Annotated in this window: 15 protein-coding genes; 5 read left to right on the top strand and 10 right to left on the bottom strand. The window is 68.1% G+C overall.

Going from position 1 to position 15015, the window contains the following annotated elements; all coding sequences use genetic code 11:
- The first annotated feature begins 159 nt into the window (after nucleotides 1-159).
- Complete coding sequence (locus OG562_RS34255) at nucleotides 160-1590, top strand: RICIN domain-containing protein (RefSeq protein ID WP_266404963.1); 1431 nt, start codon at nucleotides 160-162, stop codon at nucleotides 1588-1590.
- Nucleotides 1591-1879: 289 nt separating this feature from the next.
- On the opposite strand, the gene OG562_RS34250 is transcribed toward OG562_RS34255, so the two are convergent.
- On the bottom strand, nucleotides 1880-3046 hold the full coding sequence (locus tag OG562_RS34250) for a transposase (protein WP_266404960.1): 1167 nt from the start codon (nucleotides 3044-3046) through the stop codon (nucleotides 1880-1882).
- A 289-nt stretch (nucleotides 3047-3335) separates the two neighbouring features.
- Entirely contained in the window at nucleotides 3336-3929 is a 594-nt protein-coding gene (locus OG562_RS34245) for a transposase (protein ID WP_266409674.1), read from the bottom strand.
- A 363-nt stretch (nucleotides 3930-4292) separates the two neighbouring features.
- Here OG562_RS34245 and OG562_RS34240 point away from each other — a divergent pair, with 363 nt between their 5' ends.
- The 3 genes from OG562_RS34240 to OG562_RS34230 all read left to right on the top strand — a co-directional run bounded on the left by OG562_RS34240 (nucleotide 4293) and on the right by OG562_RS34230 (nucleotide 6087).
- Nucleotides 4293-4679, top strand: a complete 387-nt coding sequence (locus OG562_RS34240; protein WP_266404957.1) for an SRPBCC domain-containing protein — start codon at nucleotides 4293-4295, stop codon at nucleotides 4677-4679.
- Nucleotides 4680-4801: 122 nt separating this feature from the next.
- Nucleotides 4802-5494, top strand: coding sequence for an NADPH-dependent F420 reductase (locus OG562_RS34235; protein ID WP_266404954.1), 693 nt, complete (start codon nucleotides 4802-4804; stop codon nucleotides 5492-5494).
- Nucleotides 5495-5913: 419 nt separating this feature from the next.
- A complete protein-coding gene (locus OG562_RS34230) occupies nucleotides 5914-6087 on the top strand; it encodes a hypothetical protein (protein ID WP_266404952.1) in 174 nt (57 codons plus the stop codon).
- A 3-nt stretch (nucleotides 6088-6090) separates the two neighbouring features.
- Here the strand turns inward: OG562_RS34230 and OG562_RS34225 are convergent, their stop codons facing one another.
- From OG562_RS34225 to OG562_RS34190, 8 genes are all read right to left on the bottom strand, one after another.
- Nucleotides 6091-6891, bottom strand: coding sequence for a sugar phosphate isomerase/epimerase (locus OG562_RS34225; RefSeq protein WP_266404949.1), 801 nt, complete (start codon nucleotides 6889-6891; stop codon nucleotides 6091-6093).
- Nucleotides 6892-7010: 119 nt separating this feature from the next.
- Nucleotides 7011-7931, bottom strand: coding sequence for a sugar phosphate isomerase/epimerase (locus OG562_RS34220; RefSeq protein WP_266404947.1), 921 nt, complete (start codon nucleotides 7929-7931; stop codon nucleotides 7011-7013).
- Complete coding sequence (locus OG562_RS34215) at nucleotides 7928-9088, bottom strand: Gfo/Idh/MocA family protein (RefSeq protein WP_266404944.1); 1161 nt, start codon at nucleotides 9086-9088, stop codon at nucleotides 7928-7930. Before OG562_RS34215 ends, OG562_RS34220 begins: the two co-directional genes overlap by 4 nt.
- Before the next feature lie 73 nt (nucleotides 9089-9161).
- Nucleotides 9162-9950 (bottom strand): carbohydrate ABC transporter permease, encoded by a 789-nt coding sequence (locus OG562_RS34210; RefSeq protein ID WP_266404943.1) that lies wholly within the window; start codon nucleotides 9948-9950, stop codon nucleotides 9162-9164.
- An 83-nt stretch (nucleotides 9951-10033) separates the two neighbouring features.
- Nucleotides 10034-10927, bottom strand: coding sequence for a carbohydrate ABC transporter permease (locus OG562_RS34205; protein ID WP_266404941.1), 894 nt, complete (start codon nucleotides 10925-10927; stop codon nucleotides 10034-10036).
- Nucleotides 10928-10952: 25 nt separating this feature from the next.
- A complete protein-coding gene (locus OG562_RS34200; RefSeq protein ID WP_266404938.1) occupies nucleotides 10953-12194 on the bottom strand; it encodes an ABC transporter substrate-binding protein in 1242 nt (413 codons plus the stop codon).
- 53 nt (nucleotides 12195-12247) lie between these two features.
- Nucleotides 12248-13114 (bottom strand): hypothetical protein, encoded by an 867-nt coding sequence (locus OG562_RS34195; RefSeq protein WP_266404936.1) that lies wholly within the window; start codon nucleotides 13112-13114, stop codon nucleotides 12248-12250.
- Nucleotides 13111-14172, bottom strand: coding sequence for a Gfo/Idh/MocA family protein (locus OG562_RS34190; RefSeq protein WP_266404934.1), 1062 nt, complete (start codon nucleotides 14170-14172; stop codon nucleotides 13111-13113). The genes OG562_RS34195 and OG562_RS34190 overlap by 4 nt, the downstream gene beginning before the upstream one ends.
- A 113-nt stretch (nucleotides 14173-14285) precedes the next feature.
- Between OG562_RS34190 and OG562_RS34185 the strand changes: the two genes are divergently transcribed.
- Nucleotides 14286-14918, top strand: coding sequence for a TetR/AcrR family transcriptional regulator (locus tag OG562_RS34185; protein ID WP_266404931.1), 633 nt, complete (start codon nucleotides 14286-14288; stop codon nucleotides 14916-14918).
- Nucleotides 14919-15015: the final 97 nt, after the last annotated feature.

Below are 15015 nucleotides of genomic sequence, written 5' to 3'. Positions count from 1 at the left end.
CCCCGTGCCCGTGTCCGGCCCGCCTCACGAGCACGGGGGCGTGAGGCGGGCCGTATCGGGCGGCGGACCACCACGGGCCGACCATGGCGAGCCGACCGACGACCACCGAGCGCCGGCTGTGCGGCCGAACCTCGCATCAGCCACACAAAGGAGTTGCGCATGACCAGCCAACGCAGCGGAGGCCCACGCCCCGCAGGCCGCCGGCGACACGTCCATCCCACCCTCGCCGCCCTGCTGGCCGCCGCACTGGCCGTTCTGGGCCTGGTCGCAGCCGGCCAGGCGCACGCTCTCAGCGGGGACACCCGGATGCACGACCCGTCCGTCATCAAGGTGGGCAGCTGCTACTACGGGTTCTCCACCGGGTTCGAGCACGACTCGCTCAACCCGAGCGGCTCCATCACCGAACGCAAAACGTGCGACAGCACGGCGGCAACCGGCTGGACCAAGATCGGCAACGTCTGGGACTCCACCCCGTCCTGGATCACGGCCAAGCTCGGTTCCACGCCGCCCAACATCTGGGCCCCCGACATCAAGTACTTCAACGGCACGTACCACCTGTACTACGCCGGTTCGCTCTGGGGTTCTTCGTATGCGGTCATGGGCCTCGCCACCGCCACGAACATCGAAGGCCCCTGGACCGACCAGGGCATGGTCACCGACGTCAACTACCCGATCGACCCCAACGTCGACTGGGGACCCGACGGCCGGCTGTACATCTCCTGGGGGTCCTGGACCGGCTCCGGCACCTACATGCACGTGCTGGACCAGTCCACGGGCAAGCTGTCCACGACCGACAACAACCTCTGGCACATCGCCGTCGGCATCGAGAACCCGACGATCATCCTCAACGGCGGCTACTACTACCTCTTCGGCTCGAAGGGCACCTGCTGCAGCGGGGTCAACAGCACCTACTACACCGCGGTCGGACGGTCCACCAGCATCACCGGGCCCTACCTCGACCAGAACGGCGTGGACATGGCCGCCGGCGGAGGAACCCCCGTGCTCGCCGGCGCCTACCCGAAGGTGGCGGCCGGGGGCGCGGACGCCTACGACGACGGCACGTCGAAGTACCTCGCCTACCACTACTACGACGGGAACAACAACGGGCAGGAGACCCTCGACATCCGCCAGGTCACCTTCGCGAACGGCTGGCCCGTCCTGGCCGCCCCGCTGGGCTCCGCGAACAACCACCTCCTGAACCGCAACACCGGCAAGTGCGCCGACGTCTGGTACGCGAGCACCGCTGACGGGGCAGCCGTGAACTCCGGGAACTGCAACTCCGGAACCAACCAGCAATGGGTGCCGACCCCCGTCGGGTCCGCCTACCGGCTGGTCAACGTCAACAGCGGGAAGTGTCTGGAAGTCGGCGGCGCCTCCACCGCCGACGGCGCTGTGGTCGACCAGTCGACCTGTAACGGCGGCGCACAGCAGCTCTGGACGAAGAGGCCGGTCATCGGTGGATACGTCACCTTCACGAACGCCAACAGCGGCCGATGCCTCGAAGTCGCCGGGGCGTCGACCGCCAACGGAGCGGCCCTGGACCAGTCGAGCTGCGACTCCGGGACGAACCAACAGTGGCTGGTCGTCTGAGACGAGCGAGCAGTCCTCGACGGCCCCCGGACCGAGCCCGTCGAGGAAGCCCGGCCGACTCCGGCAGTGAATAGCTCCGGGTCTGGTGAAGGCTCCACCGGTCCCGGAGCGGTTCACTCTGCTGGAACCGGCTCTTCGGACGCATGTGCGAATGCAATCGCAAAGTAGGCGCACCCCGAAAACGTCACAGGGACACGGGCAACATGAGGCGCCGACCGCATCGTGCCCGACAGCGCAGCCGCTCTCATGACGAAGCCGCGCCGGAGCTCTCCGGTGCGGCCTCGTCGTCTCACGGCTCCACGCAAAGCCCCCAGGCGGGGCCTCGCCGTATCACAGCCCCTATGAGCGGGGGGCTGACTGTAGCTGTTTTACCAGGTGGAAGACCTCCCGGGCCGCGTAGCGTTTGAGGCAGCGGACGATTTCGCGCCGCGTCTTTCCCTCCTTGATCCGCCGCTCGTAGTAGTCCTGAGTGCGCGGGTCGACCCGCAGGCGGGTGAACACGATGCGGTGAAGCGCGGCGTTGGCCTGCCGGTCGCCGCCGCGATTGAGGCGACGGAAATTGCCTGCGTCCCGAGGAACGCTCGACAGGGCTGACACCGCACAGCGCGGCGAACGACGCCTCGCTGTCCAGCCGTTCCGGGTTGTCCCCCACCGTGATTAGCAACGTGACCGCTGTGTCCGGGCCGATCCCCACCACGTCGAGCAGCTGCGGGGCATGCCGTTCCACAAGCCGGGTCAGACGAGCCTCCACGTCGCGGACCTCCTCGGAGAGCTGGCCGATCCGGTGGGCCAGAAGGCCCAGCGTGATCCGGGTGGCCTCCACCACTGACTCCGCGCCGGCCTCCTCGCGACTACGCGCATCGGTGAACTGCGCGCAGGTACGGAAGAGTTCGGCATTGCCCAGTCCGGCCAGTTCCTCCCGCAAGACGGGGTCCGCAGTGACGAGTACGGCCTTGAGCTGGTTGATGGCCTGGGTGCGGGCTTTGACGGCCGACGCCTTCGTGAGTTTGTACATTCGCGCGATCTGTACCGGCCCGTCGCCCGTTTTGGCCCGAGCGGAGGCCCGCCCGCTAAACACGGCTCGCGCCGCATTCTGGGCATCGAGCGGATCCGACTTGCCACGCCGCCGGCGATCCGCCTGGTCCATCCAGTTCACGTCGAACACGTCCACACCCTGGGCCAGCAGATAGCGGGACAGGGACGCTCCATAGGAGCCGGTCCCCTCCACCCCGGCCCGCCTCACGGCTCCCGACTTCCTGGCCCACTTCAGCAGATCACGGTATGCAGCCGCGGTGGCCGGGAACTCGTCGGTGGCAAGGACTGCCCCTGTCACTGAGAGCACCGAGGCTACGTGGGCATCCCGGTGCGTATCCACTCCCAGAACCACCTCCCCTGCCGGGCGACGACGGCCGGTCTTGGGAGCAGGCGACGTACTGGGCACGGTCGCACCAGACATGCCCGTTCCTCTCCTCCCGTCCGATACCACGTCGCGTTGCCGGTACCGGGCCGCGTCAGACGGTCAGAATCGTGAGGACGCCACAACTATCGACAGGCCCCTATCGGGACACACCCCGCCGGCCCGGCACCGACAACGCACCATCCCCGACCACCGGCCGACACTGTGACACCAGGACACTTCAGTCAGAAATATAATGAGTCAGGCCATGGGCCCGGGACAGCACCCGCCCATCCTCCCGCCCCCGTCTCACCACCGCTCAGGAACCGCAGGACATGCTCAATCCCCTTCACGCAACACCCCGAAACTGATCCCGGCCGAGCGCAACAGGCGCACGGAGACAAACTGTGCGTTCAGGGGGCGGAGTTGCTCGTCGGCGGAGGCACCGCCACCGGCCAGCCCGACTGCGGCAACCAACCCTGTTGTCAGAGACAGTACTTACTCTCAAAATATGCCCCACAACGTGCTGCAACGCGGTCACGGGATCACTATCAACCTGAGTGCACCAGACCTGGGTAACCCCGACCGCCCGTGGCTCCTGCTGGAGATTCACCGCAATTACAAGCCCGACCTTCTCTACTGCCTCGGGGCCCATGAATACGGGACCGTCTGCCGCGGGTTCATGACCATCGTCGAGAAGAACGGCCGCTACCACGCCCGGCATGTGACCAGGGGCGAGGTGTCCGAGACAGCGGGCGAGAGCGAGCTGCACAAGGCGCTCAAGAAGCCGGGACAGCAGCGGCACGTCCGCATCGCGGTCCTGCACGCTCGCCGCCGTCACCAGCACCACCAGCAGCAGCAACCCCAGCGCGTCCACAGCCAGGTGCCGCTTACGGCCGCCCACCTTCTTCCCAGCGTCCCAGCCCGACGTGGTGCACGGCACGCTTGCCGCCGCCCGCAGCGACTGCGAGTCCACGATCGCCGCCGTCGGATCGATCTTGCGGCCCTCCTTGACCCGGACCGCATCGCGCAGCCGGTCGTGCAGTTCGGTCAGCAGCCCGCTGACCTGCCAGCGGCGGGCGAAGGCATGCACCCGCCGAAACGGCGGAAAGTCCGCCGGTAGATTCCGCCTTATGTGGAATCGAGTCGGGCTAGTACTGCGGCCGATTGCAGAGGAAGCAGCCGTCCCAGAGCGGGAGCGCGCTGAGGACGCGGTGGCGCACGCACGAGGCCATCGCGGCCTCTTCCGGGCCGGGGAAGCCGCGTGCGGCGCTGCTGTCGGCGGGCGTGAGGTTCCCCCGAAGAGGTGTGGAAGGTCCTGACCGACTTCGCCGGATACACACAGTGGCACCCCGACCTGAGCTTCGTCGATGTGCCCACCGAAGTCCGGCCCGGAACCGTGCTGCGGGCCCGTCTGTCGACCGGATCCGAGATCGACGGGGAGTACGACTTCACGGTCCTGCACTACGAGGCACCGCGACGCCTCGCACGGGAGGGCGGCATCCCCGGCGTCGTCACGGGGGACCATTCCTTCCTCCTCGACCCCCATGACGGCGGAACGCGCTACACGGAATCCGAGACTTTCACCGGCCCGGCCGCCGTGGAAACCGTGGAGCCCAACCGGGCCCAAATGGAGAAGAACTCCGCGAGCTACGGCAGGGCCCTGAAAGAGCGACTCGAATCCGGCCACTGACCACTCCCCTCGCAGCCCACACACCGGACGTCCGTCCGCGCACCGGAACACTTCCGCGCCCGCAGACCACACGGTCTGCGGGCGCGGGTGTACTCGAGAACGCAGCCCCCGAAGGAACAGCAATGAACCACACGCTCGGCATCACCGGAAGCGGCAACATAGGCGGCGCGGTCGCGCGCCTGGCCGTCAACGCGGGGATCGACGTGGTGCTCAGCAACTCGCGCGGTCCCCAGACCCTGCGAGGCCTCACCGACCGCCTCGGCCCCCGGGCGCGTGCGGCCACTCCGGCAAAGGCCGCCGCGGCAGGCGACTGGACACTCGTCGCCGTTCCCTTCAGCGCCGTGCCCCACCTGCCCATGGACGCCCTGGCGGGGAAGATCGTCATCGACGCGAACAACTATTACCGCCTGCGGGACGGCGTCATCGCCGAACTGGAGACGGGCAGCCTCACCGCGGGAGCTCTGTTCCAGCGGTACGTGCCGGGCGCGCGGACGGTCAAGACGTTCAACACCATCTACTTCGAGCACCTCGTCTCCCTGGCCCGTCCCGCCGGCTCCGCGGACCGCAGCGCGCTCCCCCTCGCCAGCGACGACGACGTGGCCAAGCAGTCCGTCACCGCTCTGCTCGACCGCCTCGGCTACGACACCGCCGACGCCGGCACCATGTCGGAGAGCTGGCGCATCCAGGAGGGCAGCCCCGCCTACGTCCTCCCCTACCTGTCCGACCCCCGACTGCCCTGGCCTCAGGACCCGGGAAAGCCAGCCGCCGCCAAGGAGATCCACACGGCCCTGGAACAGGCAGGCAGCAGTTCCTGAGGAGGACGGATCCGACCAACGAAACGCACCTCAATTCCGGGGCGGCGAGCCCGGACAGGCGACAGCTCAACAGCGCATAACCGAAGTGGGACGGATTTCGGGCTCTCGTCTCCGTCGACGCGGGCCAGGTGGTGCTGCGCTCGAGGCGCGGCACCGACATGGGCCGTCGTTTCCGGAGGTTGTGGGAGGGGCCGTGCAGTAGCCGGACGCGACCGCCTGGACGGCGAGCTGGTCGTATGGGACGCCGCGGGCCGCCTCGCGTTCGAGCGGTTACAGAACCGGCTTGTCCGGCGTGGTGCCGGGGCGGCTCGGGCGGCGGAGGAGTGGTCGGTCCACTTCGTCGCGTTCGATCTGCTGCGGCTGTCCGGGACGACACGACCGAGTGGGCGTATCGGCGACGCCGGGTCGCGCTGGAGTCCGTGTTCGCCGCCCGTCGGCTGTCGGCGCCGTGGGCGCTGTGCCCGTCGACCACCGAGGCCGACGTCGTGCGCGAGTGGCTGACGTGGGCGTCGGTCGAGATGGGGAAGTCGGCGTCGACGTCGCCCGCGACGGCGGCCAGGTCGTGGCATCCCTGCATGCAAGAGACCTGCTGATGGTCAGCCGACCGTGCGACTCAGGTCCAGAATGGCGGTGCGGTTGGCCCCCAGGAGGTCGAAGACGTCGAGTTCCGTGGTGTCGATTTCGGCGATGTGCCAGGCCAGATGCTCGCCGGCAGCAAGTAGCGCAGGAATTTGGACGTCGCCGGTGCCGATGGGGGTCTGCTGCTCCCCGTGGCCCACTGGCCCGTCCTTGAGGTGCACGGCGACGGCGCGTCGGCCGAGCTGCGTCAGTACCGCTACGGGGTCCTGGCCGGCGGCGGTGGCCCAGTAGACATCGAGCTCGGCGAGGAGCCGCTCGCCCGCCAGTTCCCAGAAGACGTCGTAACCAGCACGGCCGTTGGGGAGCTTGGCCCACTCGAATTCATGGTTGTGATAGCCGAGGTTGATGCCGTGACCGGCCAGTTCTTCGGAGGCTGCGGTCAGCCGCGCCGCGAAGGCGGGCAATTGGTCGGCGTCGCCGAACACGTTGCGTTCGAAGCCCTCGACGAGCTCTGGAACCGGGACGAAGACCGTGTCCGTGCCGAGGATGCGGCACTCTTCCACGAGTGGTGCGAGGCCGCCGTCAGAGAGAGCAGCATGTACCGACGAGACCGTGAGCCCGGCCGAGTCCAGGGCGGAGCGCAGCTCGCGGGCCCGCTCGACGCGCTCAGCCGGGGTGGCCTTCCAGTGTCCGAAGCCGAACGGCTCGACGTGGCGGTACCCGAGATCTGCGATGCGTGCGAGCGTACCGGCGAGGTCGGAGAAGAGCGCTTCGCGGACGCTGTAGAGCTGGACGGACAGGCGGGCCTTGCTGCTCATGGAGTCCTCCACGGACCGAAAGGGACTGGACGGCGGGCAGGGATATCCGGGGCGCGGAACCCGCGCTGGATCGTGTGCCAGTGCTGCGGGAGTGAGTGGTGTGTCAGCTGAGGCCCGTTTCAGAAGATCAGGGGACGCAGGGTGCGGTGGGCGATCTCCAGGCCCTGGGTGACCTTCTCGGGCGACCCACCCCACACGGGGTCCTCGTGTTCGACGGAGAGCGTGCCGGTGTAGCCGTGCTCGTAGAGGCGGTCGATGATGCCGGACCAGTCGACCTGGCCGAGACCGGGGACGCGGTAGCGCCACCAGCCCATGTCCCAGGGGTTCGCGGAGCGGTCGACGGCGGGTCCGAAGTGGCCGTAGCGCTGCCGGTCGGCGGGACGCAGTTGGACGTCCTTCGCCTGGGCGTGCACGATGCGATCGATGTACGGGGCGATCGTCTCGACCGGGTCGATGCCGATCCATGTCAGGTGCGAGGGGTCCCAGTTGAGGTAGAGACCGAGGTCGAACATCCACTCCCACAGCTCGGGCGAGTAGGCGAGGTTGCCCGGGGATCCGTCGGGATGCCAGCCCTCCATCACGCAGTTCTCGATGATGATCCGCACGTCGCGCTCGCCCGCGTACTCGACGAGTTCGGGGAAGACGCGCTCTGCCTCGGCGAGGTTCTCGGCGATGGGACGTGTCCAGTCGCGGCCGACGAACGTGCCGACGTACGGGACGCCGAGGAGATGGGCGGTGTCGATGGCGTGCTTGAGATGGGTGCGGATCTCTTCGCGGCGGCCAGGGTCGGGGTGGAGGTTGTTCTCGTAGTAGGCGAGGGCGGACAGCTCCAGAGCGTGCTGTTCGAACAGGCCACGGGTCGCGTCGGCCTCGCGCTCGCCGAAGGTGGCGACGGGGAGGTGAGCGGCCTCGAAGTCGCGGCCGCCGGAGCCGGGCCAGACCGCGACCTCCAGAGCCTGATAGTCGTGACCCGCCGCCCAGGAGGCGATCGTGGGCAGGTCCCACTGCGGGAGGCAGGCTGTCAGGAATCCCAGTTTCATGCGTACTTCACCTTGGTCCAGTCACCGGTACGGGAGGAGGAGAGGAAGGCGTCGACGAGGCGCGCGGCGCGCAGCCCGTCGGCGAAGGTCGGCAGCCCTTCCGGGGCGGCGCCCCCGATGGCCGCGTAGGTGTCGGAGACGAACGCGGCGAAGCAGTCGGCGTATCCCTGGGGGTGGCCAGCCGGCAGGACGGACAGCCGGCGTTGCTCGGCGCTGCCGTGATGCGGGTCACGGTGCACGACGCGGCTTTCGTGTTCGGCGCCGAGCCAGATGGTCTCCGGGTTCTCCTGGTCGAAGACCGCGCTGCCGCGGGATCCGTCGAGCTCGAACCACAGGCGGTTCTTGCGCCCTGCGGAGACCTGCGAGACGGTCAGCGAGGCGAGCAGGCCGCGCCGGGTCCGCAGCAGGAGGGTGGCGCAGTCCTCGGTTTCGACGCGGGTGCGCGGGCCGTCCGCGGAATGGGCCGAGAAGGATGCGGTGTCCGCTGCGGGCCGCTCGCCCACCGCCACCGAAGAAGCGGCGGTCAGCTCGGTGAAGGTCTCGCCGGAAACCCATTGGACCAGGTCGCACCAGTGCGATCCGATGTCGGCGAAGGCCCGGGAAGCGCCGCCGCGCGCCGGGTCCACACGCCACCCGGACGCCTCGGGCGAGAGCATCCAGTCCTGCAGGTAGCTGCCGTGCAGCAGATGCCACCGGCCGAATTCACCGTCCAGGCGTCGACGGCGGATCTCCCGTACGAGCGGGTGGTAGCGGTAGACGAACGGCACGGTGGCGGTCAGTCCGCTCCGCTCCGCCGCCGCTGCCAGCCGTTCCGCCTCCTCGACGGAGACGCCGAGCGGTTTCTCACAGACGACGTGCTTGCCGGCCGTCAGAGCCTGAAGGGTGTAGTCGGCGTGGGTGTGGTTGGGAGTGCAGACGTGCACGACGTCGACACTGCCGTCGGCGAGCAGTGACGGCAGATCGTCGTACGGGGTGGTGCCCCACCGTCGGGCGACCTCCTGGCTGCGTGCGGGTGAGGAAGCGAGCACGCCGACGACGTCGCCGCCCGCGGCGCGGATCGCCCGGCGGTGGACCTCGGCGATCATCCCCGCGCCGATGACCGCGGCGTGGAGCGGGCGACTGGCCTGTGTTGCGGACGGGTTGGTGGGCGGAGCCATGACGGACGCCCTCCCTTCAACTTGTGCGATTTCTTGCGCCCCATGGGGGAACTGACGCTGCGCGGTGATGGGTTCAGCGGCCGGCGAGGGCGCCACCGATGCCGCCCACGCTGAAGTACCGGTGCAGCGCGGCGAAGACGATGCACGGGGGGAGCAGCATGATGACCGCGACGGCCATGACGCCGCCCCAGTCGGTGGCGTTCTGCTGGAAGAAGTTCTGCAGGCCGACGGGCAGGTTGAGGACTGCGTCGGAGTGCAGGAACACCAGGGCGACCAGGTAGTCGTTCCACGCCAGTAGGAAGGCGAACACCGCCGCGGACAGGATGCCGGGGTAGGAGTTGCGCAGCACGATTCGGGAGAAGGAACCGAACACGGAGAGGCCGTCGACCCAGGCGGCCTCCTCCAGGCTGGCCGGGATGGAGTCGAAGTAGGCAGCCATCATCCAGGTGGTCACGGAGATGGTGCTGCCGACGTAGATGATGGTCAGCCCGAGAAGGTTGTCGACCAGGCCCATCCGGGAGAACAGGATGAACAGCGGGATGACTGAGGTGATCACAGGGAGGGACTGGAGGACGAACAGCAGGAGGGAGAAGCCGCCGACGACCTTGCCCCGACCTCTGGAGAGCACATAGCCGGCCGGTGCGGCGACCACTACCGAGACGACAACCGTGGAGCATGCCACCAGCAAGCTGTTGGCGAGCCAGCGCAGCACGTCGGTGCCACGGAGGACTCTCTCGAAATTCTCCAGGGTGAACAGGGACGACTCGGAGCTGCCCGCTGCGGGACGGAAGGCCAGCAGAACTGTGGTCAGTACCGGAGCCATCGCCAGGAGGGTGATGACGAGCAGGACGGCGAACCGCAACCACTTTGAACGGGAGGCCCGGGCACTGATCCCGGTCGTGGGCGGCTGCACTGTCGCGGGTGCGGCGGCTTGAGGGGCGAGGCTCATGCGACATCGGCCTTTCGGATCCGGCTGAAGAGCAAGGCGGAGACGATGACCAGGACGAAGGTCATGGTGAACGCGATGGCGACGCCCGGGCCGGTCTGGAAGTCCTGGAACACCTTGCGGTAGGCGAGGACGATCAGGGAGGACGTGGCGTCGACGGGACCACCGCCGGTGAGGAGGTAGATGGTGGGAAAGTCGTTGACGCAGAAGATCGCCATGAGGACCCAGGAGATGTATGTGCTCTTGGCGGTCATCGGCAGGGTGATGAACCGGAAACGCTGCCACGGCCCGGCGCCGTCCAGGCGGGCTGCCTCATAGACGGAGTCGTCGACGGAGGCCAGCGCTGAGGAGCTCATCAGCATCATGAACGGAAAGCTGAGCCACACTTTCACGACGCACACAGTGATCACGGCGAGGGTGGGGTCCGCGAGGAACAGGACGTCGCCGAAACCCAAGGCGCGCGCGATCGTCGGCAGCGGACTGTCCCGCGTGGCCACCAGCCAGTTCCACGCAGTGGCGGACACGACGATCGGCATGACCCAGGGGAGCAGCAGCAGGACGCGGAACACCTTGGCTCCGGGCACCGGCATGCGCAGCAGGAGGGCGAGGCCGAGGCCGATGGCCCAGCTGCCGAACACGCCGGCCAGCAAGAACACGACGGTGAACAGAGCCGCGTTGCGGAACTCGGGGGTGGGGAGTGTCAAAGTGAAATTCTGGAGTCCGACGTACTGCCCCGTGTTGATCAGCGAGCCGTTGTGGACGGCTTGGATCGCTGCGTAGACAAGGGGATAGGTGCAGATCAACAGCAGCAGAACGACCGATGGTGCGGCCAGGAGGAGCATGGTGCGCTTGCGGGAGGGTCGCATCCTCGTCGTGGTGGGCGCGGTGGTCATGGCGCGTTCTCCGGATCGGTCGTGATCACAGGGCGATGGAGGCGATGCTCTTTTGAAGGGTGGTCAGGGCCTGCCTGGGCCCGGTGTCCCCTCGGAGGATCGTCTGAGTGAAGCGGTACAGGGCGCTTCCGCCGTCGACGGCGGCCAGCCGGGCGGTGCCGCGCTCGGCGTAGGTGCGTGAGATCGGCTGCCACTCCCGGACGATCTTCACCTGGCGCGGATCACGGGCGAGCGCTTCGCTGTCGGCGATGGACTTCAGCACGGGCAGTGCGGTGATGAGGCCCTCGTCCCAGTAGGTTTGCAGGTGTTGCAGGTAGTAGCGGAGAAAGCGCTCGGTTGCCGCGGGCCGAGTGCCCGAACTCTTGTACATCATCAGGTTGTTGACGTAGTAGAGCGCGCCCTTGTCGCCGTGCGGTCCCGTCAGCGGTGACGCCACGTCCAGAAGGTCGCCCGTGTCGCCGACTCGGCTGGGCAGGCCGGAGTCGTGGATCCCCATGGCTACCTCACCGGACTTCCACTGGCCCAGGACGTTGTCCGCGGAGTAACCGAGGCAGGCCGGATCGATGATCTTCTCTTTGACGAGCTCCTGGGCGAAGTCCATGGCCTCGATGTTGCGATTGGTGACGCAATCGGGATTGCCGTCGGGGTCGAAGAGACCGCCTCCGTTGCCGAGCATGAGGCCGATCAGCATCTGCGTCCCGGCGGTGTTTCCGGCGCCGGCGCCCGTGCCGTACGCGTAGTGGCCGGCTTTCTTGAGCCGGCGTCCGGCGTCCAGCAGCGAGTCCCAGTCGGTGGGCACTGAGGTGCCGGTCTCGTCGAGAACGCGCTTGTTGTACCAGAGCACGCGCATATCAAGTTGCCAGGGGATGCCGACATAGCCGTCGGCGGTGCGCATGGTGTCCAGTACGCCGGGCAGGAAGACGTCGTCCGCACCCGCAGCGTGCAGGTGCTCGACGACATTGTCGGCATGGTGGATCGCCCCCTGCTGCTCGAACAGGAACGCCTGGAAACTGGCTCCAGTGCTGATCGCGGGACCCTTGCCAGCGGCGATGCCCGTGGCGAAGGTCATGTAGTAGTTGTTCCACGGCACGGACTGGTACGACGCGCCGCGCGCTCCGTCAGCGGTGCGGTAACCCCGTGTGACCCGTTCGGCGAGGCCGCTGTAGGCGGGCGGGCCCCACGGCATGTCCCAGAACCGGACGACACGTGATGCGGTTGCACTGCCGCAGGCGCTCAGGAGCGGCGCGGTGGCGGCGGCGCCGAGCAAGCCGAGGAAGGCCCGCCGCCGACTGCCGCCGGGGGCGTGGGTGGTCCGTGCGGTCATGGCGATCCCTCGTGGTGTGTAGTGGCGCGACCCATGGTGTGCAGGTCCGCAGCGAGCGCGTGCAGGTCGGCAGTGGCTGCCGCTTCGAACCCCGGCGACTCGGAGACGCTGAGCAGTCGGTGTAGTCGGCGCCAGGCGGCTCGGTGCGGCGATTCGTAGTGGGTCGGCCAGGTATGAGAGCCGTCGGGCGAGGTGACGGTGAGGAGTGCCGGGCGCGCCGTGCGCCAACTGGGAATCTGCAGGTGGACAGCACGACCTGCGCCTATGAGCCGCACGGACGCGGTCGACGCGAGAGCATCGGTCAGTACGGTGCCCAGCAGCCCGGTACGCCCTCCGACGGTGGCGGTCGCGAGGAGACCGCGCTCGGTGCGCAGGTGAGTACGGATCTCATCCGCCGGGTTGCCGAGAACACGCAGCAGTGCCAGCTGGTCCAACAGCGCCTGACCGAGGTCATGGTCGGTCGGGAGGGTGAGGCGGCATTCGATCGCGCTTGCCGGATCTGAGGCAGCGGTGTCTCGCAGGGCTTCGGCGGCCCGAGCCGACGTCGGGGTGCCCGCCCAGGGGCTGTCGAGGACCACGGCGGTACCGTGCTTCCCGGCCAGCTCGGCCAGGGCCACGACGTCGGCGGGGTCGGCCGGAGCCGGGTGGCGGACGACGAGGCCCACTGCGCCGTCCTGGACGGCGGCGGCGGCCGTATCGACCCAGCCTCGACTACCCGACAGCGCACGCACGGGCACGCGATCGACGGTGACCGGACGGAAAGAGAGTGGAAGCGTGGCAAGGACGGCCGCGGTGTCGGCGTCCGCGTAGACATCGAAGGTCCGCCGGACGTCGGTTCGGGCGGTGCCGTTGGTGCCGGTCATGCGGCTTCCCTTGAATCCGGTGCGATCAGTTCGGAGGCTGCGTCGGCGAGGCGCAGGGCCAAGCGCAGGTCGGCCAGGTCATGTTCGTGGCGGACGCCGTCGACGACCTCGCCGCGGGCAAGCGCGGCAACCTGTTGCCACTCGCCTGCGTAGCCGTTGCTGTCGGCGGGCTCCGCCATCGTCGTCGAGTCGCGGGTGCGCAGCGCTGCTCGGGCCGACCCCGCCTGCACATAGCTGGGGGTGAAGTCGAGACGGAGGGCCTCGGTGTCCGAGACCACCTCCAGCGTCCAGTCCGGTTGCCATGTGGCATTGACGACGGCGTGCAGTTCCACGGTCCGCCCGGCAGCGGTGAAGACGATGTGGTAGCCCCAGGGCAGCAGCGGTCGAGCCTCATGGACTACGAGGTCGTCGATCTGCGGAAGGAAACTCCTGATCAGTGGGAGGTCGTGGACGGCGAGGCCGAGGACGCCGCCTACCACGACCTCGGCCTGAGCGGCTGGGTCCGCCATGTCCAGGGCGGTACTGGCTGTGTGGCGTCCGTATACCTCGGTGGCCAGTTCCTCGTAGCGCGAGTTCGGTGGCAGGACGATGGAGGAGCGGATGGTGTGGGCTGTGCACCTCAACTCGGCTGACCGGCGGTCGGCCCACAGCCAGCCCGGATCGAACAGGTGCATGGCGCCGACGACTACAGGTACCCCGGTGCGCCGGGAGGCTTCGCCGATCAGTTCGGCTTCGGCTATGGAAACCGCGAGAGGCTTTTCGCACAGGACTGCGCGTTTGCCCGCCTCGCAGGCTGCGATGACCTGCTCGGCGTGGAACCGGTGCGGACTGCACACGGCCACCACCTCTACGGCGGGATCGGCGATCAGGGCATCGGCGTGAGCGGAATGCCGGGCACCGACCGCCGCACCTACACGAGCGGCAAGACTTTCGTCAGGGTCACTGAGGTGGCGGACAGCGAAGGTGTCCGCCAGGGAGGCAAGGGCGGGCAAATGAACGGTCTGTGTCACAAGCCCGGCGCCAATGAGGCCGACGCCAAGCCGTTCGGGGGGAGCCATCCCACTCCTTCACGCCAAAAGTAATCAGTCGTTCATGTTTCAACGCGGTGAACAGTAAGCAGGTGATAGCTTTTGGGGCAAGGGGTTGTACGAGGATTTCCGAAGGGCATGGCATGGCGAGTGGGACCAGGGGGCCGCGCGGGCCGTACCGCACCGGCATCAAAACGCGCGAGCAGATCGTGCTCGCGGCGGCCAAAACCTTCGGAGAAAAGGGATACCGGGCCGCCTCGCTCCGACAGATCGCCGCAGACGTCGGTCTGTCGCCTGCAGCCCTGCTACGTCACTTCGAACGCAAGGAGGACCTGCTCGCCGCGGTCCTCAAGTGGTGGGAAGACGAGACCGCCCACCGCGAGAACCCCGACCTCCAAGGTCTGCGCGCCATCGACCAACTGCGCACGTCGATGGCCTACCACCTCGAGCACCGCGGACTGCTGGAGCTCTTCATCACGTTGACCGCGGAGGCGGCGGCCAACCCTGAGCACCCGGCCCGGGACTTCGTCCGACGCCGCTACGCCCAGGTCGTCCGCACCAAGACCGACCAGCTCCTCCAGGCCGTGCAGACCGGTGAGATCCCGCCACTCACAGAGGCCGACGCCGAGTCGGACATCCGTGCGCTGCTCGCCGTCATGGACGGCCTCGAACTCCAGTGGCTGCTCGACCCGAACATGGATCTGGTGGGTACCTTCAACCGGTACCTCGACCACGCTTTGGCCTGTTGGAGGGCCGGCACGCGACCGATGCCCTGAGACTGAGCTTGGCGTTTAACGTTGCAGGTCACCCGACCTGCTGATCTGCGGTTCTTTCCGGGACAGCGGAGGCGGCCGTTCTCCACGCTTCGAGATG

It is taken from the genome of Streptomyces sp. NBC_01275 (assembly GCF_026340655.1).
In the GTDB taxonomy this organism is placed as follows: Bacteria; Actinomycetota; Actinomycetes; order Streptomycetales; family Streptomycetaceae; genus Streptomyces.
This window is presented reverse-complemented; position numbering and strand designations above follow the sequence as displayed.

Excerpts from the sequence above, each read along its gene's own strand:
- OG562_RS34190 (WP_266404934.1), bottom strand. The coding sequence starts at position 14,172 with ATGGCTCCCCCCGAACGGCTTGGCGTCGGCCTCATTGGCGCCGGGCTT.
- OG562_RS34185 (WP_266404931.1), top strand. The coding sequence starts at position 14,286 with ATGGCGAGTGGGACCAGGGGGCCGCGCGGGCCGTACCGCACCGGCATC.
- OG562_RS34225 (WP_266404949.1), bottom strand. The coding sequence starts at position 6,891 with ATGAGCAGCAAGGCCCGCCTGTCCGTCCAGCTCTACAGCGTCCGCGAA.
- OG562_RS34235 (WP_266404954.1), top strand. The coding sequence starts at position 4,802 with ATGAACCACACGCTCGGCATCACCGGAAGCGGCAACATAGGCGGCGCG.
- OG562_RS34195 (WP_266404936.1), bottom strand. The coding sequence starts at position 13,114 with ATGACCGGCACCAACGGCACCGCCCGAACCGACGTCCGGCGGACCTTC.
- OG562_RS34250 (WP_266404960.1), bottom strand. The coding sequence starts at position 3,046 with ATGTCTGGTGCGACCGTGCCCAGTACGTCGCCTGCTCCCAAGACCGGC.
- OG562_RS34215 (WP_266404944.1), bottom strand. The coding sequence starts at position 9,088 with ATGGCTCCGCCCACCAACCCGTCCGCAACACAGGCCAGTCGCCCGCTC.
- OG562_RS34255 (WP_266404963.1), top strand. The coding sequence starts at position 160 with ATGACCAGCCAACGCAGCGGAGGCCCACGCCCCGCAGGCCGCCGGCGA.
- OG562_RS34220 (WP_266404947.1), bottom strand. The coding sequence starts at position 7,931 with ATGAAACTGGGATTCCTGACAGCCTGCCTCCCGCAGTGGGACCTGCCC.
- OG562_RS34205 (WP_266404941.1), bottom strand. The coding sequence starts at position 10,927 with ATGACCACCGCGCCCACCACGACGAGGATGCGACCCTCCCGCAAGCGC.